Annotated in this window: 21 protein-coding genes; 14 read left to right on the top strand and 7 right to left on the bottom strand. The window is 67.9% G+C overall.

What is annotated here, in order from left to right:
• Positions 1 to 60 precede the first annotated feature (60 nt).
• Both ACZ6SF_RS13585 and ACZ6SF_RS13580 read right to left on the bottom strand, forming a co-directional pair.
• Positions 61 to 1,002, bottom strand: coding sequence for a 3-carboxyethylcatechol 2,3-dioxygenase (locus ACZ6SF_RS13585; RefSeq protein WP_466062421.1), 942 nt, complete (start codon positions 1,000 to 1,002; stop codon positions 61 to 63).
• Positions 1,003 to 1,016: 14 nt separating this feature from the next.
• The gene (locus ACZ6SF_RS13580; protein WP_466062420.1) at positions 1,017 to 2,000 is read right to left on the bottom strand and encodes a zinc-binding dehydrogenase; all 984 of its coding nucleotides are present in this window, start codon (positions 1,998 to 2,000) and stop codon (positions 1,017 to 1,019) included.
• A 320-nt stretch (positions 2,001 to 2,320) separates the two neighbouring features.
• On the opposite strand from ACZ6SF_RS13580, the gene ACZ6SF_RS13575 reads away from it, so the two are divergent.
• From ACZ6SF_RS13575 to ACZ6SF_RS13540, 8 genes are read left to right on the top strand one after another with little or no spacing between them, the layout of a single operon-like run.
• The gene (locus ACZ6SF_RS13575) at positions 2,321 to 3,493 is read left to right on the top strand and encodes an aromatic ring-hydroxylating dioxygenase subunit alpha (RefSeq protein ID WP_466062971.1); all 1,173 of its coding nucleotides are present in this window, start codon (positions 2,321 to 2,323) and stop codon (positions 3,491 to 3,493) included.
• Positions 3,490 to 3,828 carry a non-heme iron oxygenase ferredoxin subunit gene (locus tag ACZ6SF_RS13570; protein WP_466062419.1) on the top strand — a complete coding sequence of 113 codons (339 nt, stop codon included), beginning with the start codon at positions 3,490 to 3,492 and terminating at the stop codon, positions 3,826 to 3,828. The genes ACZ6SF_RS13575 and ACZ6SF_RS13570 overlap by 4 nt, the downstream gene beginning before the upstream one ends.
• Before the next feature lie 5 nt (positions 3,829 to 3,833).
• Positions 3,834 to 5,045, top strand: coding sequence for an NAD(P)/FAD-dependent oxidoreductase (locus tag ACZ6SF_RS13565; protein WP_466062970.1), 1,212 nt, complete (start codon positions 3,834 to 3,836; stop codon positions 5,043 to 5,045).
• Between the two features lie 43 nt (positions 5,046 to 5,088).
• Entirely contained in the window at positions 5,089 to 5,670 is a 582-nt protein-coding gene (locus ACZ6SF_RS13560; RefSeq protein ID WP_466062418.1) for a 3-phenylpropionate/cinnamic acid dioxygenase subunit beta, read from the top strand.
• A gap of 12 nt (positions 5,671 to 5,682) precedes the next feature.
• Positions 5,683 to 6,570, top strand: a complete 888-nt coding sequence (locus ACZ6SF_RS13555) for an alpha/beta fold hydrolase (RefSeq protein ID WP_466062417.1) — start codon at positions 5,683 to 5,685, stop codon at positions 6,568 to 6,570.
• On the top strand, positions 6,567 to 7,400 hold the full coding sequence (locus ACZ6SF_RS13550) for an SDR family NAD(P)-dependent oxidoreductase (RefSeq protein ID WP_466062416.1): 834 nt from the start codon (positions 6,567 to 6,569) through the stop codon (positions 7,398 to 7,400). Before ACZ6SF_RS13555 ends, ACZ6SF_RS13550 begins: the two co-directional genes overlap by 4 nt.
• Before the next feature lie 15 nt (positions 7,401 to 7,415).
• Positions 7,416 to 9,014, top strand: coding sequence for a long-chain-fatty-acid--CoA ligase (locus tag ACZ6SF_RS13545; protein ID WP_466062415.1), 1,599 nt, complete (start codon positions 7,416 to 7,418; stop codon positions 9,012 to 9,014).
• A complete protein-coding gene (locus ACZ6SF_RS13540) occupies positions 9,004 to 9,480 on the top strand; it encodes a hypothetical protein (protein WP_466062414.1) in 477 nt (158 codons plus the stop codon). Before ACZ6SF_RS13545 ends, ACZ6SF_RS13540 begins: the two co-directional genes overlap by 11 nt.
• Positions 9,481 to 9,563: 83 nt before the next feature.
• On the opposite strand, the gene ACZ6SF_RS13535 is transcribed toward ACZ6SF_RS13540, so the two are convergent.
• On the bottom strand, positions 9,564 to 10,460 hold the full coding sequence (locus tag ACZ6SF_RS13535) for an IclR family transcriptional regulator (protein WP_466062413.1): 897 nt from the start codon (positions 10,458 to 10,460) through the stop codon (positions 9,564 to 9,566).
• 162 nt (positions 10,461 to 10,622) lie between these two features.
• On the opposite strand from ACZ6SF_RS13535, the gene ACZ6SF_RS13530 reads away from it, so the two are divergent.
• The 3 genes from ACZ6SF_RS13530 to ACZ6SF_RS13520 all read left to right on the top strand — a co-directional run bounded on the left by ACZ6SF_RS13530 (position 10,623) and on the right by ACZ6SF_RS13520 (position 13,626).
• Positions 10,623 to 11,240, top strand: a complete 618-nt coding sequence (locus ACZ6SF_RS13530; RefSeq protein WP_466062412.1) for a helix-turn-helix domain-containing protein — start codon at positions 10,623 to 10,625, stop codon at positions 11,238 to 11,240.
• 185 nt (positions 11,241 to 11,425) lie between these two features.
• On the top strand, positions 11,426 to 12,979 hold the full coding sequence (locus tag ACZ6SF_RS13525; RefSeq protein WP_466062411.1) for an LVIVD repeat-containing protein: 1,554 nt from the start codon (positions 11,426 to 11,428) through the stop codon (positions 12,977 to 12,979).
• Complete coding sequence (locus ACZ6SF_RS13520) at positions 12,976 to 13,626, top strand: DUF305 domain-containing protein (RefSeq protein WP_466062410.1); 651 nt, start codon at positions 12,976 to 12,978, stop codon at positions 13,624 to 13,626. The genes ACZ6SF_RS13525 and ACZ6SF_RS13520 overlap by 4 nt, the downstream gene beginning before the upstream one ends.
• On the opposite strand, the gene ACZ6SF_RS13515 is transcribed toward ACZ6SF_RS13520, so the two are convergent.
• The 3 genes from ACZ6SF_RS13515 to ACZ6SF_RS13505 all read right to left on the bottom strand — a co-directional run bounded on the left by ACZ6SF_RS13515 (position 13,592) and on the right by ACZ6SF_RS13505 (position 15,666).
• Entirely contained in the window at positions 13,592 to 14,323 is a 732-nt protein-coding gene (locus tag ACZ6SF_RS13515) for a nitroreductase (protein WP_466062409.1), read from the bottom strand. The two genes, ACZ6SF_RS13520 and ACZ6SF_RS13515, sit on opposite strands and share 35 nt — an antisense overlap.
• A gap of 157 nt (positions 14,324 to 14,480) precedes the next feature.
• Positions 14,481 to 14,960, bottom strand: a complete 480-nt coding sequence (locus ACZ6SF_RS13510; protein WP_466062408.1) for a MarR family winged helix-turn-helix transcriptional regulator — start codon at positions 14,958 to 14,960, stop codon at positions 14,481 to 14,483.
• An 85-nt stretch (positions 14,961 to 15,045) separates the two neighbouring features.
• A complete protein-coding gene (locus ACZ6SF_RS13505) occupies positions 15,046 to 15,666 on the bottom strand; it encodes a hypothetical protein (protein ID WP_466062407.1) in 621 nt (206 codons plus the stop codon).
• Between the two features lie 209 nt (positions 15,667 to 15,875).
• Here ACZ6SF_RS13505 and ACZ6SF_RS13500 point away from each other — a divergent pair, with 209 nt between their 5' ends.
• Positions 15,876 to 16,442, top strand: coding sequence for a hypothetical protein (locus ACZ6SF_RS13500; RefSeq protein ID WP_466062406.1), 567 nt, complete (start codon positions 15,876 to 15,878; stop codon positions 16,440 to 16,442).
• 138 nt (positions 16,443 to 16,580) lie between these two features.
• Here the strand turns inward: ACZ6SF_RS13500 and ACZ6SF_RS13495 are convergent, their stop codons facing one another.
• Positions 16,581 to 17,201 (bottom strand): TetR/AcrR family transcriptional regulator, encoded by a 621-nt coding sequence (locus ACZ6SF_RS13495; RefSeq protein ID WP_466062405.1) that lies wholly within the window; start codon positions 17,199 to 17,201, stop codon positions 16,581 to 16,583.
• Between the two features lie 49 nt (positions 17,202 to 17,250).
• On the opposite strand from ACZ6SF_RS13495, the gene ACZ6SF_RS13490 reads away from it, so the two are divergent.
• Both ACZ6SF_RS13490 and ACZ6SF_RS13485 read left to right on the top strand, forming a co-directional pair.
• Positions 17,251 to 18,636, top strand: a complete 1,386-nt coding sequence (locus ACZ6SF_RS13490; protein WP_466062404.1) for an oxygenase MpaB family protein — start codon at positions 17,251 to 17,253, stop codon at positions 18,634 to 18,636.
• A complete protein-coding gene (locus ACZ6SF_RS13485) occupies positions 18,633 to 18,935 on the top strand; it encodes a 2Fe-2S iron-sulfur cluster binding domain-containing protein (RefSeq protein WP_466062403.1) in 303 nt (100 codons plus the stop codon). The genes ACZ6SF_RS13490 and ACZ6SF_RS13485 overlap by 4 nt, the downstream gene beginning before the upstream one ends.
• Positions 18,936 to 19,051 lie beyond the last annotated feature (116 nt).

Below are 19,051 nucleotides of genomic sequence, written 5' to 3'. Positions count from 1 at the left end.
GGAAATACTCGGCGGTAGTCCTCTCTGTCGGACGCAGCCACCGGCTTCCAGCACGAGCGGTCAGCGGCCGGGGGTCGCGGTGGTGACCGAGAAGCCGGCGATCCACTCGGGTACCGGCTGGTAGAAGCGTGAGGTCATTGTGTACGAGCCGGTGGCGGCGAGGGCGGCGTAGGCGGCGATCCAGGTCCGTACCTCATGGGATGAGCCTCCGCCCTCGGCGGCCATCCATTCGACGGTCCAGTCGTCGATATCGGCGAGTGTGCCGTTTTCGAAGGTGTCGAGGACGTGGTTGTCCCAGGTGGGGTTGATCGGGATCATCGTGGTCGATCCGGCGGCATAGTCGCGCCCCGCGCGGACCACCCGTTCTTCCCCTTTGGCCCGTTGTTCCGGAGTGGGGGGATGGCCTTCGATGAGGGCCTCGGCGACGCGCGGAGGCGCGCCGTCGAGAGTGGGTACCGGCGGGTCGTGAGAGAGTCCGCCGGAGGCGAGGAACAGCACTCGTGCGTCGAGATCCGAGGCGGCCGCGCCGACAGCGGTGCCCAGTGCACGTATCCGGTGCAGTGGGCCGAGTGGTGTGGCCACGCCGTTGATGAAGATCGGTACGACCGGAACCCGGTCGATTCCCCCGAAAAGCACCTCGAGGGGCTGGACGAACCCGTGGTCGACGGTCATTCGGGCCGATACCGTCAGATCGACCCCTCGATCGAGAACACCTTGCGCCAGGGACCGGGCCGCGGTGGAGTTCACCGAGAGCGGACCGGCGGCGGAGCCGAAATCGCCCACGGCGTGCGCGTCGGTCGCCAGGCAGAACGGCGGCATCTCTTTGTAGAAGAACCCGTTGTAATGGTCGGGTGCGAAGAGCACGACCAGTTCCGGGTCGAACTCGCGGACGAAGGCCCGGGCCCCGTCCAGAGCGTCGCCGATGCGGGCGAGGATTTCCGGGGCGGGGTCGTTCTTGCCGATCAGGGGTGAGTGCGAGAGGCCGACGAGGGCTGCGGTCATGACGGATCGGTTCCTCACTGCGTTGTGACGGTCGGGTGGATGACGAGCTTGCCGGTCAGGCCGCCGTCGATCATGAGCTGAAAGGCTTTGTGAATATCGGTGAGCGGCATGACGCGGTCGATCACCGGCCGGACACCGGTCGCGTCCATCATTTTCAGCATGGCGACGAGTTCGCTGCGGGTGCAGCCGGTGGAGCCGAGAATGCGCTGCTGGAGGTAGAAGATCCGGTTGAGGTCGGCCGGTGGGTTGGCGCCGCTGGTGGCGCCGGCGATCACGATGGTGCCGCCCGGCCGCAGGCATTTCATCGAATGTGCCCAGGTGGCCTCGCCGACGGTTTCGATGACGACGTCGACCCGTTCCGGGAGCCGTTCGCCGGTGCCGAAAGCCGCACGGGCGCCCCAGGAGACCGCTTCGGTGCGTTTCGCCGCGCTGCGGCTGGTGGCGTAGACGACGGCTCCGGCGGCGGCCGCGAGCTTGATGGCGGCCGATGCCACACCTCCGCCGGCGCCCTGGACGAGGACGCGATCCCCGGCGGTGATGGCGGCCTGGGTGAACAGCATTCGGTAGGCGGTGGTCCAGGCGACGGGCAGACACGCTGCCTCCTCGAACGACAACCACTCCGGTTTCGGGACGAGGTTGCGAGTCGGGACGGTGATGTACTCGGCGAAAGCCCCGTTGTGCTGTTCGGAGAGGAGCGCGCGGTTCGGGTCGAGGGTTTCGTCTCCCATGCCGGCGTCGGAGTCGGCGATGACCGGATAGACGATCACCTCGTTGCCGTCCTCGTCGTAACCGGCGGCGTCGCAGCCGAGGATGATCGGCAGCCGTTCGGGTGGATGGCCCACGCCACGCAGCGTCCACAGATCGTGCATGTTCAGCGACGAGGCGACGACCCGGACGACCGACCAGCCGGGCCGGGGCTCGGGCCTGGGTACGTTTCCGAGAACCAGGCCGGACAGTGGATCGGTCGCGCTCTGGGAGACGGCGGTTGCGGCGAACATGTCCACAGATTGCCGCCCGCCGGGGCACGATCCCAGGAGGCGTTGCCTACAACGGAACAGCGGCTGGAACACAACACGCCGGCCGGGTTCCCATGGTCGGCATGACCTCCACCATCCGATCCTCCGCCGGGTCCGGCGCCTGCGGCGGGGCCTGCGAACCTCCTCGCGGCGTGGCCACGCCGGCCCCGCGCGGAGCCTTGCGGCGCCCGGCCGCGATGACGCGGAACGTCGACGTCTCCGGACTCGTCGACTCCGAAGGGGGCCTGCTCGATCGAGCCATCTTCACCGATGATCAGCTGTACCGGCAGGAGATGCGCCGGATCTTCGCCCCGAGCTGGCTGTTCCTCGCCCACACCGACCAGTTCCACAAGCCCGGTGACTTCTTCACCACCTATATGGGCGAGGACCCGGTCATCGTCACCATGGACAAGAGCCGCAGGATTCGGGCGTTCCTCAACTCGTGCCGCCATCGCGGTGCGCGGGTGTGCCGCGCCGACTTCGGCGCGACCCGCAACTTCACCTGCACCTACCACGGGTGGGCGTACGACCTCGAGGGAAAGCTGATCAGCGTCCCGAACAAAGAGGGATATCCCGAGTCGTTCGACGTGCGGGACTGGGGCCTGGTCGAGGTGCCCCATATCGGGACCTATCACGGCCTGATCTTCGGTACCTGGAATCCCGAGCCGGTGCCGCTGCGCGAATCGCTGGGGACCATGGCGTGGTACATGGACGCGATGCTCGACCACGACGACGAGGGCACCGTCGTCGTCGGCGGCGTGCACAAGTGGGTACTCGACGGCAACTGGAAACTGTCGGCCGAACAGTTCGCGACCGACTGGTACCACGTGAACATGAGTCACGCCTCCGCGCTCATGCTGCTGTCGCCCTCGGGTAAAACGCCGAAAGACGAGATCGTGCACCGAGCCGGTCGCCAGTACGTGGACCCCAACGGGCACGGCGCCGGCTTCCCGGTGCATCCGAAGAACCGCTTCGACGCACGGACTGTGCATGACTGGGTGGACTACGCGGCGCTGCGCGAACGGCTCGGCGACGCCCGGGTGGAGGGGCCGCTCACCAACGGTCATGCGACCGTGTTCCCGAACTTCTCGTATCTGCCGGTGAACGGATCGATCCGGATCTGGCATCCGAAGGGCCCGGACAAGATGGAGGTCTGGGCGTGGACGGTCGTCGACAAATCCATGCCCGAGGAAGTTCGTGAAGCCCAGCGTCTGTACAACCTGAGGACCTTCGGTCCCAGCGGCATCTTCGAACAGGACGACGGCGAGAACTGGAGTGAGGTCCAGGCGATTTCGCACGGTTTCATCACCAACAGTGTCGCCCTGAACTACCAGATGGGTATGGGATCCGAACGCGAGGACGGCCGCCATCCGGGCACGACCAGCGAGTTGTACAGCGACGCCGCCGGTCGCGCCTTCTACGCGCGGTGGCGTGAGCTGATGAACACCCCCGCCTGGCACGAGGAGGCCCGATGACCACCGGCATCCGCGTCGCGGCGCTCGACGACCTCCCCGAGGGCGAAGGTATCGCCATCGACAAGAGCATCACCGGTACCGCCGACAACATCGCGCTGCTACGAGACGACGACGGCAGCGTCTGGGCCCTCGACGACACGTGTACCCACGCCGAGGCATCCCTCGCGGAGGGCTGGGTGGAGAACGGCCAGGTCGAGTGCCCGCTGCACTCGAGCAAGTTCTGCCTGAAGACCGGTGTGGTGGACGGGCTCCCGGCCACCCGGCCGGCGTGTCCGCATCGCGTCGAGGTACGTGACGGCGCGGTCTATCTGTTTCCGGGAGAGCTGCCCGGATGAGCGGAATCGAACGTGTGGTGGTGCTCGGCGGGGGAATCGCGGGCGTGAGCACGGTATCGGCCTTGCGGGCCGGTGGTTTCGCCGGCGAGCTCACCCTCGTCGACACCGGTGAGCTGCCCTACGACCGGCCACCGCTGTCGAAGGAGTACCTGGCCGGGACCAAGGATCTGAAGCAGATCGCGTTGCAGCCGGTGCAGTGGTACGACGACAACGCGATCCGGCTGTGCAACCTCCGCACCGCGACCGCGCTACGTCCGAGCGAGTGCGTCGTAGAACTCGCCGACGGTGCGACCCTGCGCGCGGATCGCGTGGTGCTCGCCACCGGAGGCCGGGCCGCGCGGCCGCCGATCCCCGGCGTGGACAGCTCCGGCGTGCACGTGCTGCGGACCGGCGACGATGCCGACCGGCTCCGTAGGAGTCTGGTCCCGGGTGCGCGGATCCTCGTCGTCGGCGCGGGGCTGATCGGCGCCGAGGTGGCCTCGACCGCGGTCGGTCTCGGCTGCGAGGTGGTCCTGGTGGACCCGGTCGCGGTGCCGCTGGCCGCCGCGGTGGGCCCGGATATCGCGACCTGGCTGCACGAACAACACCGGACGCGGGGAATCACCACGATCACCGCGGCCGTCGAGTCGTTCGCGGAGACCGGTTGCGGTATCGCCGCACAGATCGCCGGCGAGGACGCACCCCGCCGCTTCGACGCGGTGGTACTGGGCGTCGGCATGGTCCCGGAGACCGCGCTGGCCGCGGCGGCGGGTCTCGAGGTCGATCGCGGGATCGTGGTGGACCCCGGCCAGGTCACCTCCAACCCCGCCGTACTGGCCGTGGGTGACCCGACGCGGATGCGCCGCGACGATGTCCTCGGTCCTCGTGCGGAGCACTGGGAAGCCGCCCGGCACGACGGTGCGCGTGCCGCGGCGACGATCCTCGGCACTGCACCGCCGCAGGTGTCGGCGTCGTGGTTCTGGACGGACCGGCACGACCGTCACGTGGAGGCGGTGGGCCGCATGGCCGATGCGACGCGCACCGTTCTGCGCGGTGAGCTCGGCGCGCGGGCGTTCGCCGCGTTCGGACTGCGCGGCGGGCAGGTTGTCGGCGCGGTCGCGGTCGACGACCCGAACGCCGTTCGTGCCGCCCGGCGCATGATCGACCGCGGTATCCCGGTCGACCCCCGGCAACTGGCCGATACGACTACTGATCTGCGGAAGCTGCTGCGCGGCTGAGCATCCTGCTACCGGATCTCGTCACTGGAAGGAACCGAATATCGTGAGCACCACGACCGAGACCGCAGCGCGCCCGGCGGAGTGCGCGGGGCAGCGCGCGGATCGAGATATCCACTTCGAGGTCGAACAGTTCTATTTCGAGGAAGCCCGGCTTCTCGATGAGGGCCGCTATGTCGACTGGCTCGGGTTCCTCGCCGAGGACCTCGACTACTGGATGCCTACCCGGACCAACCGGCTGCGTCGTCAGCAGGCCCTGTCGACCGCCGGCCGCGGGGAAGCCGCGTTCTACGACGAAACCAAGGAAAGCCTCGCGTGGCGGATCCGCCGGTTCGATTCCGGGATGGCCTGGGCCGAGGATCCGCCTTCGCGCACCCGGCACCTGATCACCAATATCGCGGTCCGGCACGTGGATCCGGCGGAGAATCCCGGCTTCACCGCCGACGACCTACTCGTCCACTCCGCGTTCCTCGTCTACCGCAACCGGCTCGAGCGAGAAGAGAACATCTTCGCCGGCGGCCGCACGGATGTGCTGCGCCGGACGGGTTCCGGGCTCGAGGTCGCCCGCCGCGAGATCCTGCTCGACCAGAACATCCTGCTGTCGAAAAACCTCTCCACATTCTTCTGACCACCGACGTCGATGGGAATTCCAGTGACTACCGCGACCACCACCGAGATCGAAATCGTCCAGCACACGGTGCCCACCTCGCTCGGCGATATCGCCGTGGCCGAAGTGCCCGGCGACGGCCCCGTGCTGGTGATGCTGCACGGGGGCGGGCCGGGCGCCTCCGGGGTGAGCAACTACCGCCAGAACCTCGCCGCCCTCGCCCGGCACTTCCGGATCCTGTTACCGGACCAGCCCGGTTTCGGCGGCAGCTATCGTCCGACCGCGGCCGATCTCGACGACCGATCCATCACCGAGATCACCGTCGACGCCCTGTTCCAGGCCCTGGATGCGCTCGGCATCGCCTCCTTCCACCTGCTCGGCAACAGCCTGGGCGGTGCCGCGGCCATCGCCATGGCCCAGTCGCGACGCGACCGGGTCGCCGGGCTGGTTCTCATGGCGCCCGGTGGGGGCTGGCTGCCGTTCGGGCCCACCCCGACCGAGGGGCAGAAGGAGATGTTCAAGTACTTCAACGGGGCCGGGCCCAGCGAGAAGAAGATGGCCGCGTTCATCCGGACCATGGTCTTCGACCACAAGCAGTTCGGCGCCGACGCCGTCCGCGCCCGGTACGAGGCATCTCTGGACGAGAGCCATATCGCCTTCTACCACCACTACAACGCGGCATTCGCCAAGCGCCACGGTATGGACCCGCTGTGGAAGGACCTGCACCGGATCGCCGCCCCCACACTGCTGCTGTGGGGACGCGACGACCGGACCATCACACTGGAAGGCGCCCAGATCATGCTCAAGCAGATCCCGGACGTCCAGCTACACGTCTTCGGGCGCTGCGGCCACTGGGTGCAACTCGAACGTGCCGCCGAGTTCGAGCAGCAGGTCACCGGCTTTCTCGGGAGCCTCGGATGACCGGGTGGCTGGAGGGTTACTCGGCGCTCGTCACCGGCGGCGGCACCGGGATCGGGCGGGCGGTCGCCGAACGCTATCTCGCCGAGGGTGCCTCGGTCACGATCCTCGGCCGGCACCGGGCGCAGCTGGACCGGGTGATCGCCGACTCCACGGACCCCGCACGGATGCACGCCGTCACGGCCGATGTCCGTGACACCGATCAGCTCCACGCGGCAGTCGCCGCGGCCGTCGGCCGATTCGGGAAGCTGGACACGCTGGTGGCGAACGCGGGCGTCTGGGACTACCAGCGTCAGCTGACCCGGCTCTCCGGCAAGGAGATCGCCGACGCCTTCGACGAGGTCTTCGCGGTCAATGTGAAGGGCTACTTCCTGGCTGCCGAGGCGGCCTGGCGTGAACTCGTGAAAACCCGCGGCAGCATCGTGATGACCCTGTCCAACGCGTCGTTCTACGTCAACGGCGGCGGTCCCGTGTACACCGCGAGCAAGCACGCGTGCCTGGGGCTGATGCGTGAACTCGCCTACGAGCTCGCCCCGAAGGTCCGGGTCAACGGTGTGGCCTGCGGGGGAATGAACACCGACCTGCGCGGCCCGGCCGCCCTCGCGCTGGACGAGCGGTCCATCTCGGCCTCGTTCGCCAAGCGTGGACCCGACACCCCGCCCCCGCCCATTCCGCTCCACGATTCGAGTACCGAGCCCCAGGACTTCACGGGCCCCTACGTCCTGCTCGCGTCCCGGGCACAGAGCGGGCCGATCACCGGCGAGGCGATCTCGATCGACGGGGGTATGGGTGTGCGCGGATTCTCCTCCGACGCCGGTGGCGATCATCTCTGAGAAAGACCGAGCGATATGACATTCGGACATCCCGCCAATTCCGGTGCGGCCGTGAACATCAATCCGGCGGCGGCGGTAGCCCGGCATGCCCGGCACAGCGGCGAATCACTCGTGATCCGGTACGAGGGCGGGGACCTCACCTACGCCCGGCTCGACGAGCGCGCGGCCCGTCTCGCGGCCGCACTGACCGGCGGCGGTATCACCGCGGGGGACCGCGTCGCCTACGCCGGGCACAACAGCCCGGCCTTCCTGATCACCATGTTCGCCGCCTTCCGGGCCGGCGCGATCTTCGTGCCGGTGAACTTCCGGCTCGCCGGGCCGGAACTGCATGCCGTGCTGGATCGCAGTGGAGCGACCGCACTGGTGGCGGAGGAAGGTCACCGCGCGGTCGTCGATTCGATACGTGACGATTCGCTGATCGAACGGTTTCTGCTCGTGGACGACGATCCGCTGTTTCCGGTACAGATCCCGGCTCCCGGCTGGGAATCGTGGTCGGAGGTAGGGGCGACCACGGCTATCGCGAAATCCGTTCCCGAAGCGCGGTTCGACGACCCGGCCATCCTCATGTTCACCTCGGGTACCACAGGTCTGCCGAAGGGAGTGGTGCTCACGCACGGCAACATCTGGTGGAATTCGATCAATGTCGACAGCCGTATCGATACCCGGCGCGGCGACGTCACCCTCGCGGTGGCGCCGCTGTTCCACGTCGGCGCCCTGAACAGCTTCGTCGTGCGTACCATCGTCCGCGGCGGGACCGTTGTCGTCCGGCGCACCTTCGACCCCGCGCAATTTCTCTCCGATCTCGTCGAATTCGAAGTCGACTCGCTCTTCGCGGTGCCGGCCATGCTCGCCGCCGCGAGCCGGGTGCCGGGAGCATTCGACGCCGACCTCTCCGGACTGCGCGCGGTCGTCGTGGCCGGCGCCCCTGTGCCGCCGTCCCTGATCCACCTGTACGCCGAGAAGGGGGTCCGGCTGCAGCAGGCGTGGGGCCTCACCGAGACAGCGCCCTTCGCCACTCACCTGCCGGTCGAGCACACGCTGAGGAAAGCCGGTTCCGCCGGTGTCGCGATGCCGTATACCGAGGTCCGCGTGGTGGATCCGGTGACCAACCAGCCCGTGGACCCCGGAGTTTCCGGCGAGATCGTGGTCCGTGGGCCGAACGTCACCCCCGGCTACTGGGAGAACCCGGCCGCGACCGAGGCGGCGTTCGACGCCGACGGCTGGTTCCACTCCGGTGATATCGGTTTTCTCGACGCCGACGGCTACCTCTATATCGTCGACAGGCTCAAGGATATGGTGATCAGCGGAGGGGAGAACATCTATCCGGCCGAGGTCGAGCGTGTTCTGGCGAATATGCCCGGGATCACCGATGTCGCGGTGGTCGGTGTGCCCGACGAGAAATGGGGTGAGACGCTCGTCGCGGTGGTTTCCGCCGACGAGGGCTCGCCGGTGACGCTCGAGGCCGTCCGTGACTACGCGGCCTCCGAACTGGCCCGCTACAAGTTGCCCCGTGGCCTGCACGTCGTCGAACGGGTGCCGCGCAACGCGTCCGGCAAACTCGAAAAACTCACCATCCGGAAGATGCTGGACCCGGAGAACCGCGATGATGCCTGAGAACGTCCTGCCTCGGCTCCGATTCGCGCCACCGTGGACGAGCGGCGAACTGCACTGGTCCAGCACCGGCGGCCAACTGCTGCTACATCGCGGTGCCGACCTGTCGGTGACTGTGGAAGTGCGGCGATGCGCGAACGGGCGGCTGCGCGACAGCTACCCGGTGGCTGCCCGCGACCTCGAGGTACAGGTGTCGAACCCTGAGTTCTGCGGCCCTCTCACCGAAATCCTGGTCACCGTGGTCCGCGCCGCCCGTGCCGTCGATCCGCACTGCCGCAAGATCGTGTACGCCGTCGACCGTGGCCGGGAACCCCGCGAGGCCGCCGCCTTGATTTCCGCGGCCGAAGCGGCCGGATTCCGATATGTGGTCGACGTGGACATCACCGGTGCGGAACTGAGTCTGCTTGTGTCGGAACCGGATTGGGTAACCCGCGTGGATATGGATCTCGACCGGGTACCGGGCTCCTGAACGGTGGTGCCGGCACGCGCTTGCGCGACACCCGCCGGCACGCCTGGACTCGCCGGAAGTTCGCAGCCTGGTTGGTGTCCGGGCTACTGGGCTGCGGTCAACCGGCGCCCGTGCCCCTCCTTGCGGGTCGGTGTCGTGCGACCACGCAACCCGGTGTGAACTGGGTTGTGGCCGCTGCCGATGGATGATGCGGGAGAATCGGTCGCCGTTACACGCAGCCGGGATATGGTCCGCGAAGCGTCCGCGGCGATGCGGCGCAGCGGAGTGCTCAGAGGTCCGTCGGCCGCGAGCGCGGTGTAGGGAGCCGAGATGGAGAAGGCCGCCACGACCCGCCCTCGGTGATCCGAGATCGGGGCCGCGATACAGCCCAGGCCGAGACGGCTTTCCTGCCGGTCGAACGCGAGGCCGGTCTCGCGGGCCGCGGCGAGTTCGGCGCAGAGCCGGGCGGGGTCGGTAATCGTGTAGGGGGTCACCGACCGCAGAGGCCGGGTGGTGACTGTGGTCGCCGCGACCGGGTCATTGCTCAGTAGAACCTTGCCGACGGCGGTGATGTGGGCGGGCAGACGACCGCCGATCTGTGACGGCGCGGGCATGCTGTGGTGCCCGTAGAGCTTGGCGAGGTATACCACGTCGGTGTCGATCAACGCACCGAGATGCACTGTGTGATGGGTGAGTTCGTAGAGGTCGGCGAGGTGGGGAAGGAGCCGGTCGCGCAGGACATCGTGTTCGGGTGTGTGTGCGGGACGTCCGAGCTGGTGCATACGCGTGCCGAGGCGGTAATCGGTGCCGATCCGTTCGACGATGTCGTTGCGTTCGAGCATGCGCAGTACCCGGAACGCGGTGGATTTGGACAGGCCCGTATGACGGGCGAGTTCGCTGACGCCGGCACCGTGACGGCGGTGCTCGCCGAGGGCGACCAGGAGGCTGACCGCTTTGTCGACGGCGGCGCGGTCGTCGCGGGCGGCTGTGGGTCCGGTCATGGCGGTTCTCTCCAGATCGTCAACTCTGATGACCGTTGGGTCACCTTTACGAGACAATGATGGGCAGCAACCGATACTCGCGTCAACATGACGAATGCTCCATTAAAAGTGACGGATGGCCCGGGCCTGGTGTTCGGCGCGGTGTTCATCGAGAATGACGATGTGAACCCCAGAAGTGACGGTAAGGCGACCGAGAACGAACTTGTCGCCCGCAATGTGCGGCGCTACCGGCAAGAACGCGCCATCTCCCTGGGCGAGCTGTCCCGGCGGTCGGGCCTGTCCAAACAGACGTTGTCGAAGCTGGAGCAGGGGGTCGGCAATCCGACGGTAGAGACCCTGTCCCTACTCGGTGCCGCCTTGGACGTGTCGGTGCGGCGACTGCTCACCGAGTGGGGGACGCCGGTGTACACCCAGCGAGCAGCCGATGGAGTGTGGAGCGATCGCGGCGAGCGGCTGCTCGACGAGGTATACGGGTCGGGGTATGTGCGGACCCTGGTGCTGCGGTTCGAGCGCAGCGGTAACCGGACTCAGGTCGTGGAGGCGCATTCGCTGGGAACCCTGCATCACCTCTACATGATCACGGGAAAACTGCGCACCGGGCCGGTGAACGATCCGGTCGAGCTGGCGGCGGGTGATTTCGTGCGTTTCCCCGGCGATGTCGCCCACTCCTACGCATGCCTGACCGAGCGCGCCGTGGCCCATATGGTCACCACGGTGCCGCAGGTCCGTCAGTTCGGTCCGACCGTGGGGCGGCCCGCAGCGGACGCGGGCTCGGTGTGACGGCGGCCCGGGTGCATTCGCTGGACACCTGCCCGGCGCTCGTGCCGTACCGCGGAACGAACGCTGGAACGGCCCGGAAGGCCGGGTGACAGTAGTCGTGCACAATCCATTCGGTCGCTGATCGACAGCGGGCCGGCCGAATCCGGCCGCACAGTAGGAAAGGTCCCTCATCGGCGAGGGAGATCATGACTCCATACTTCGTAGGTACCCGCCGTGCGGCTGTCGTGTTCGCCGCGGCGCTGCTCCCCGTGCTGACCGGATTCGGTCCGATCCCCGAGGGGCATGCCGAGGTACAGGCTTTCCACGATATCGCCCGCACCGTCGCCGCCCCGGCCGAATGCGGCCCCGGATCCCGCCCCGAAACGGGTCTTCAGGGTGATGTTCCCGCCGCCGACCGGGCCGGCGGACGCAGCGCCGAGGGCTACACCTGCAATATCACCGAGGTCGGCGGTTACGACGGTCGCGGTGGGGGAGTGGTGTCGGCGGATTTCGAGAACTGCGCCTATATCGGCAGTTTCTTTCCGGCAAGTCTGTCCGGCCCGGCGGTCGGCGTCCAAGTTCTCGACGTCGGTGACCCGGCCGCGCCGATTCCGACCGATACGCTCACCGCGCCGGCGGTGCTGTCGGGCACCTGGGAAACGCTCAAGGTCCATCCGGAACGGAAACTGCTGGTAGCGGCGGGAGTTCCGTTCCTGACCGGCGCCGGCCTGCTCGCGGTCTACGACATCTCCGACTGCCGGCATCCGAAACTCCTGAATCCCGGCCCGGGTTCGGCCGAACCGCTGCCGATCACCGCGCACGAGGGCGGCTTCTCGCCGGACGGCCGGACCTATTGGACCTCCGGAACCGCACCGGGTCTGGTGAGCGCGGTGGACCTCGCGGACCCGACCCGACCCCGCGTCGTCTGGCAGGGGCTGCCGGGGCCGTCCATGCACGGTATGGGCTTCCGCGAAGACGGCAACCGGCTGTACCTGACCAACAATATGGGTGGGGTCACCGTCCTGGACACCAGCGCTGTCCAGCGGCGCGATCCGGAACCGGTGGTGCCCGTCCTGTCGGAGACCACCTGGACCGACGGGTGGGCCACCCAGCATGCGATCCCGGTCACCTACGGCGGCGTCCCGTATCTGTTCGCGCCCGACGAAGCCGGATCCGGTGGTGTGAAGCTGATCGATATCTCCGACGAGACCCGCCCGCGCATCGTCAACTCGATCAAACTCGAGATCAACCTGCAGGAGAACCTCGATACCGCGCTCGCCTCGAGTATGGGTGGCTCCATATTCTCCTACGACCCGCACTACTGCACCGCCGACCGCCCCGCCGACCCGACCGCACTGGCCTGCGGATGGTTCGGTTCGGGCATCCGTGTCTTCGATGTGCGAGATCCTTTCGATGTAGCGGAGATCGGTTACTACAACCCACCCGCGCGCCCGGCCGACCGGGACCGGCTCACCAATTCACCGCACCGGCTGATGTCGGTCATCGGCGCACCGGTCCTCGGCGCCAATGCGATCATGCAGGCCATCGGCAGCGGCGTATTCGACCCCGCCGAGGCCGCCGGGCCGCGGAGTGGGCAGGTCGTGTTCGGGGATATGACCAGTGACTGGTGCACCTCGCCACCGCATTGGGAAGGTCGCCGGCTGCGGGTGAGCTGCAACGACAACACCTATCTGACCCTGGAAATCGCTGCCGACGCCTACACCCCGCCCGCTGATCAGCGAACCACCATCGGCTCGTGAAAGCCCGGATTCCGGCCGCGGTGGCAGTCCTCGGCACAGTGTTGTTGCTACTGGCGATCGGCGCGGCGGGACGGCCGCTGCTGTTCGACGACCGTACGGCTCCCGAGCCGATCTTGAATCCGATCGAAATCGGGTTCGCGCAGGATATGCTCGCCCACCACAATCAGGCTCTGATGATGGTCGAGCGCTTGGATACCGGCGCCGCGCCCGCGGTTCGTGCCCTGGCCGAACGTATCGACGGCACCCAGCGCGGGGAGATCGGTCAGCTGATCGGATGGCTGCGCCTGGCGGGGGCGCCGACGGTCAACCCCGAACCCATGGGCTGGATGCACCCGGTGCCGGACGATGCCGGTCATCACGGCAGCACTCCGGAGTCCGGGTCCGACCAGCAACCAGTGGGTACGTCGATGCCGGGGATGGCAAGCCGAGACGAACTCGACGCGCTGGCCGCGGCCCGTGGCGAACAAGCCGGCATCCTGTTCCTGCAATTGATGCGGCGACACCACTACGGGGGCATCGACATGGCCACGGCCGCCGACCGGCTGCTCGATTCCGGTGTGGTCAAGCAGACTGCTCGCGATATGTTGAGCAGCCAGGGGCAAGAGGCCGGGATCATGGGTCTTCTACTGTCGCAATCCGATCGCTGATGTACCCGGGCCGGCGCGCAGGGCTGCCGGTCCGATCGTCGACGAAGGTGACCGTTTCGGCGAGCGGCGCCCGGCCGGTGCGGGGGTTGTTCACCGCGGGGTCCTCGAATCCGATCGACATACCGCAGAAGAGGATGAGGTCGTCGGGGGGCGCCACGACCTCCGCGACGGTCTTGCGGTAGACCGACCACGCCATCTGCGGGCAACTGTGCAGACCCTCGGCGCGCAGTAGCAGCATGACCGTCTGGAGATACATGCCGAGGTCGGCCCACTGGGCGGGGCCCATATCGCGGTCGATGTAGCAGAAGAGGGCGGCGGGGGCTCCGAAGCAGTCCCAGTTCGCGGCCGCGGCCCGCTGGCGCGACTCCCAATCCGCGCGAGTGATGCCGAGTGCGCCGTAGCGCTGCTCGCCGAACGCGGCGCGGCGTTCGCGGTAGGGGGACTTCAGCGTGGGCGGGTACATCTCGTACTCCCGCTCGTCCCAGGGGTCGCCTGTCGCCACGCGCTCGCCGGCGCGCTTCTTCAACTCGGCCAGGGGCGCGCCGCTCAGTACGTAGATGTGCCACGGCTGGATATTGGATCCGGAGGGTGACCGGGCCGCGGCGGAGAGCACCCGCTCCAGCACCTCTCTCGGGACCTGTTCGCCGGTGAATCCGCGCACCGCCCGCCGGCTCGTGACCGCCTCGTAGACATCCATGATCTCCTGCCTCCAACCTCCGGGATCTGCTCGGTGTGGATGTGGTTGTCCAGAAAATAGTATCGATTGATACTATGTCATTCAATACTTTCAACCCGAAACGAGGGCCGGGTATGCCGTGTGAGAGGAAGGACACGTGCGACGACGGCCGGGGTGTTCAGTCCTCGTCGGGGGACAGGAACCGGGTGAGTAGGTCCGTCAGCTGCTCGGACTCGCTGTCTCGCAGGGGGGAGACCAGACGCTCGGCCAGTGGCTCGGCGGCGCGGTGGGCGGCTTCGAAGAGTTCCAGCCCGCGCGGCGTGATCTCCACCGCCCGTGCGCGCCGGTCACCCGGAACGGGTTTGCGCACGGCCAGCCGGTCACGCTCCAGGTCGTCCACGACCCGCATGATTCCGGCTTTGTCCGATCCAGTCGCCTCCACCAGCTCCCGTTGCGTGGTGGGTCCACGGTCGACCAGCACGATGAGCACGGCGAAGTGGCGCAACTCGATGCCGAGCGGTCGAAGTGCCCGCGTCATCACCGCCGCCGCGCGTTGATGGGCCCGGCGCAGTAGCAGTCCGAGAGCGAAGGGCGATGTGTCGCCGGCGCGGTCGGTGGCGTAGGGAGGGGTCGCCCGTCGTGGAGTGTCGGCGGCCATGAAGCGGACACTATCAAGGATTGGTGTCATTCGATACGGTCTCGATCGACATGAGCGCACCGGGCGGCGTTGGCCGCGGGGTGGGTCATGCGGCGGCGGTGAGGCGGGTGTGCAGCAGATCGCGGCCTGTTCCGATCAGTCGCGCCACCTCGGCGGCGTCGTAGTAGGCGGCGTAGGGGTGCCCCGACTCCGCGAGTTCGGCGAGCAGCAGCAGATCGATCAGGGTCCGGGACAATCGATGGCAGGCCCGTTTCACCGAGGTGTCGGCGGTGGCGGCGGCCATTTTCTCGGCGGCGCCCGTCACTTTGTCTCCGATGAAGCCCGCGTTGTCCGCGAGACCGGGATCGGCCGCGAGCCGCCCGGCCGGGACCTCGGCCGCGGGATCGCCGGCCTCGCGCAGCAGCCGGGCTTCGAGGGCGTTGGCCGCGGCCACCGGGCACCAGAGGTTGTAGTCGGCCGTGCCGTCGCGGGTCCGCGGTGGTTCGGTGATCGCGGTGGTCACCGAGCGCAGGACGGCCAGCGATTCGTCGGAGCGGCGTGATGCCCACAGGTAGAGGGAGAGGTCCACGATCTCGTACAGCTCGGTCATCCGGGTATGCGACCAGCGCTTCACCAGCGACGACTTGAATTTCAGCAGGTAGCGGTTCTGCTCGTCATCGGGGCTCGCGGCGGCCGGTGGAAGGATTCTCGCGGCGGTCCGGGGCATCGGTTCTCCTGTTCGATCGCGCGTCGATTCCGTTCCGCCGCACCGGGTCCGGTGGGCCGGCTCCCTGGTCGTCGCGGCGGGCTCGTGCCGGTGGGATCGGGGGCTTTCCGATAGTCGCGCCGTGGAATACGTTCGGGTCGGCACGGTATCGGTGCGGCACCCGCAGCGCTACGGTATGCGAACCGGTGGGAGACGAGGGGGTAGGGATCATGTTCCGGAAGGCTGTGGCCGGTGCGGTTGCCGCGTTCGCCGTATCGTCCTGTTCGCTGACGGGTGCGACGAGTTCCTCGGTGCTGGACGATATGACCGAGGAGACGGTATGCGCGCTCGTTTCCGGAGAGACGATCCGGGAGGTGCTGGGTATGCCGCTCGGTGACCGCCTGGGCGGGCGCCCGCCGGGGCGCACGGATGTTCTCGCGCACGGGTGCAAGTACTACCCCGACGAGGATGCCGACGGGACATCGTGGTGGCTCGAGACCCGGGTGGATGTCACCCGGCCGGAGGAAAGCGATCAGCAGGCGCTGGACGGTGAGTTCACGGAGGGTATCGGGCGCTACACCGATCTCGAGGAGAAGACCGTGGCCTCCTACCGGGACGTGCCCGGGATCGGCGTCCGTGCCGGGTACGGGGAGCTTCCGCTGTCCGGCCGCCAGGTCGCTGTGGTGTTCACGGTTGGTGAGGAACGGCTGGTGGTCGCCGTATCCACATTCGATCCCGTGGGTCCCGAGCAATTGACGCCGGTGGCCGAGGAACTGATGGCGAACCTGCGAGGGTGATCGCCGAGGTGCCCGACGCCGGGTGTCTATGCGAGCGAACACTCGCGAACTGTCCACTCGACCGCGCGGACACCGGCGCGCGTGGGGTCCTCGAACCCGGTACTCGCGTCCTACTCGGCTTCGCCGGCGGCCGGTGGATCAGCCCGCGCGGAAGTAGTTGAGGATCATCCGGGTGATATTGGTGAGGAAGGCGTCGCGGGGGATGGCGGGCTGGTCGAGGATATAGCGGACGGTCAGGTGTTCCACGGTGCGGACCAGCATCCAGGCGGCGGTCGGGATATCGGTATCGGCGCGCGGGCGGTATCCGCGTAGGGTCAGGGCGGCGCGGGTGAGGTCGGCGATCTGATCCTCGAAGTTGACGACGGTATGCCCGACGCTGAGCCGGGGCGTCTGCTCGACCACGGCGCGCAGGAGTTCCGGCTGATTTCCCAGCGCATCCAGCAGGGCGGAGATCGATCGGCGTAGCGCCTGTTCGGGAGGCTCGGCCATATTCTTCAGGACCTGGGCGCGGACCCGTTCGGAGACCTCGCTGTTGTAGCGGTCGATGGCGGCGCCGATCACCGCGTCCTTGTTGGGGAAGTACTGGTACAGGGAACCGGGGCTTATTCCGGCGGCGTGCGCGATCCGGTTGGTCGAGGCGCCCTCGTATCCGTGGGAGATGAGAACGGCCTGGCCGGCATCGATGATGCGCTCGACCATCTCGCGCGATCGTTGCTGGCGAGGGGTCCGGCGCAGGGTGGCGCGGGGTGCGGGCGGCATCTCAGAATGCGAATTGAACGCGAGTAATTGTTCGTGTCAGCATTCGCCCATGCTGCCACAGGAGCCGACGACAGACCCGCACGATCGGACAACCGAACCCGCCGACGCGGAGAAACGGCACCGGTTCGACTACTACTTCCGGCCCGGTATGCCGCTGCGACCGCCGCCGCCGCGGATCGCGCCGTCCGGGCTGTGGTTCGAGACCCGGAAACGGATGCTGTCCACCTGGATCGATGTGCGGCGGGTCCCGGTGGACACTCCGCAGGCCCGGATGATGGCCGACCATCTCTGGCAGGGCGACGAATTGATGGACGGTGTGGTCGCCGCCTTCGCCCGAGTGGGTACGGCGGCGGGCCGGGACATGCTCGACCGGGCGCTCGCGCACGGTATCGACACCGTCGAGGACGCGCCCGCGGAACTCGTGGCGCTCTTCGACCGGCTCGACAATCCGCCGGAGTGGTTCGACCCGCGGCGCTGGGAACGGGGCCGGCGGTTGTGGCTCGATGCCTCGATGTCGGGCAAGACGGCGATGTTGATCCAGGACTTCATGGGGACCTTCGTCGGCGCCGAAGTCGCCTCGGCGACCGGCGCCACCGGCAGGTATGTGCACGATCCCTATCGGCGGAATCTGGAAACGGCGAACTGGTTCCGCAGTATGACCGTGGCGGGGGCGCTGGACCGGTGGTCACCGATGTTCCAGAACACTGTTCGCGTCCGGCTCATGCACGCGCAGGTGCGCGCGGGGTTGAAGAAGGCCTGGGGCCCGGAGCATTTCGCGCGGCACGGCAATCCCATCTCCAACGCGACCATGATGGGCGCGGCGGTGACCTTCGGGCTGACGCCGCTGTGTTTCGACCATACGCACGGCCGGCGGGTCACCACCGGGCAACTCGACGATGTCATGCACTACTGGGCCGGTATCGCGCAGGTGTTCGGAGTGGCCGAGGAGCTGATTCCGGCGACGGCCCTGGAAGGAATGCGAGTGGTCGACTACATGGTCGCCAACGCGGGCGCGGCGCCGGAGTGGACGGCGAAGATGGCGAAGGCGGCGACCTCCGGATTCGCCGGTAGCGGGCCGGCGGCCCGGGCCCGGATCGCCGCGGCGGGGCCGGTCGCGGGCATGATGGCCTACTACAGCAGTGATGTCCTGGTCCGGGAACTGCTCGCGGCGACACCGCTGCGCGATATCGCGTTGCAGCCCTGGAAATCGGCGACGGCCGCGGTATCGCATGTGGAGGTCCGGGCGCGGGCGCTGGGTGACCGGTTGCCGGGCGCGCGGGCCAGGCTGGACCGCAAGGCGCGCCGGGACGATCCGATGTGGCGCTGGCAGTCGCGGATCGCGAAGGCGGCCGCCGCCCGTGCCGGTATCCACGAGACGCCCTACGACCATCACGACGGGTCCGCGGGCGGGCAGATGTACCGGCCGAGGCGGTGAGGAAGGCGGGTCGTCGCGGGGAGCGCGAGCCCGCGCGGGTGGTGATCGTCGAGTTGCGGCGATCCGGTATCGAACTCGTCGTCCCGCCGGCCTTGACCGTGCTGGAGGCGCTGGAGCGGCACGGGATCGCCGTGCCCTCCCTGTGCCGGGCCGGATTGTGCGGGAGTTGTGAGCAGCGGGCTCTCGCGGTGGAACGGCCTCCGGGTGTCCGCCCGGACCGGGCGGAAGCGGGCGGCGTGCCGATCCGGCTGTGCGTCAGTACCACGCGGACGGTCACCCGGATCGTCCTCGATCTGTAATGGTTCCGCATTCGCGGCACCCGAATGAATTGCTGTTCCACATATTTGCCGAACCGGGCTCTGCCCCGGACTGGAGAAAATCACCAACCTGTCGTCGAGGTGTTCTTGCCGCGGTT

The sequence above is a fragment of the Nocardia sp. NPDC049935 genome, from assembly GCF_055586645.1.
This window is presented reverse-complemented; position numbering and strand designations above follow the sequence as displayed.

Excerpts from the sequence above, each read along its gene's own strand:
- ACZ6SF_RS13585 (WP_466062421.1), bottom strand. The coding sequence starts at position 1,002 with ATGACCGCAGCCCTCGTCGGCCTCTCGCACTCACCCCTGATCGGCAAG.
- ACZ6SF_RS13580 (WP_466062420.1), bottom strand. The coding sequence starts at position 2,000 with ATGTTCGCCGCAACCGCCGTCTCCCAGAGCGCGACCGATCCACTGTCC.
- ACZ6SF_RS13570 (WP_466062419.1), top strand. The coding sequence starts at position 3,490 with ATGACCACCGGCATCCGCGTCGCGGCGCTCGACGACCTCCCCGAGGGC.
- ACZ6SF_RS13555 (WP_466062417.1), top strand. The coding sequence starts at position 5,683 with ATGGGAATTCCAGTGACTACCGCGACCACCACCGAGATCGAAATCGTC.
- ACZ6SF_RS13550 (WP_466062416.1), top strand. The coding sequence starts at position 6,567 with ATGACCGGGTGGCTGGAGGGTTACTCGGCGCTCGTCACCGGCGGCGGC.
- ACZ6SF_RS13545 (WP_466062415.1), top strand. The coding sequence starts at position 7,416 with ATGACATTCGGACATCCCGCCAATTCCGGTGCGGCCGTGAACATCAAT.
- ACZ6SF_RS13540 (WP_466062414.1), top strand. The coding sequence starts at position 9,004 with ATGATGCCTGAGAACGTCCTGCCTCGGCTCCGATTCGCGCCACCGTGG.
- ACZ6SF_RS13535 (WP_466062413.1), bottom strand. The coding sequence starts at position 10,460 with ATGACCGGACCCACAGCCGCCCGCGACGACCGCGCCGCCGTCGACAAA.
- ACZ6SF_RS13525 (WP_466062411.1), top strand. The coding sequence starts at position 11,426 with ATGACTCCATACTTCGTAGGTACCCGCCGTGCGGCTGTCGTGTTCGCC.
- ACZ6SF_RS13515 (WP_466062409.1), bottom strand. The coding sequence starts at position 14,323 with ATGGATGTCTACGAGGCGGTCACGAGCCGGCGGGCGGTGCGCGGATTC.
- ACZ6SF_RS13510 (WP_466062408.1), bottom strand. The coding sequence starts at position 14,960 with ATGGCCGCCGACACTCCACGACGGGCGACCCCTCCCTACGCCACCGAC.
- ACZ6SF_RS13505 (WP_466062407.1), bottom strand. The coding sequence starts at position 15,666 with ATGCCCCGGACCGCCGCGAGAATCCTTCCACCGGCCGCCGCGAGCCCC.
- ACZ6SF_RS13500 (WP_466062406.1), top strand. The coding sequence starts at position 15,876 with ATGTTCCGGAAGGCTGTGGCCGGTGCGGTTGCCGCGTTCGCCGTATCG.
- ACZ6SF_RS13495 (WP_466062405.1), bottom strand. The coding sequence starts at position 17,201 with ATGCCGCCCGCACCCCGCGCCACCCTGCGCCGGACCCCTCGCCAGCAA.
- ACZ6SF_RS13490 (WP_466062404.1), top strand. The coding sequence starts at position 17,251 with ATGCTGCCACAGGAGCCGACGACAGACCCGCACGATCGGACAACCGAA.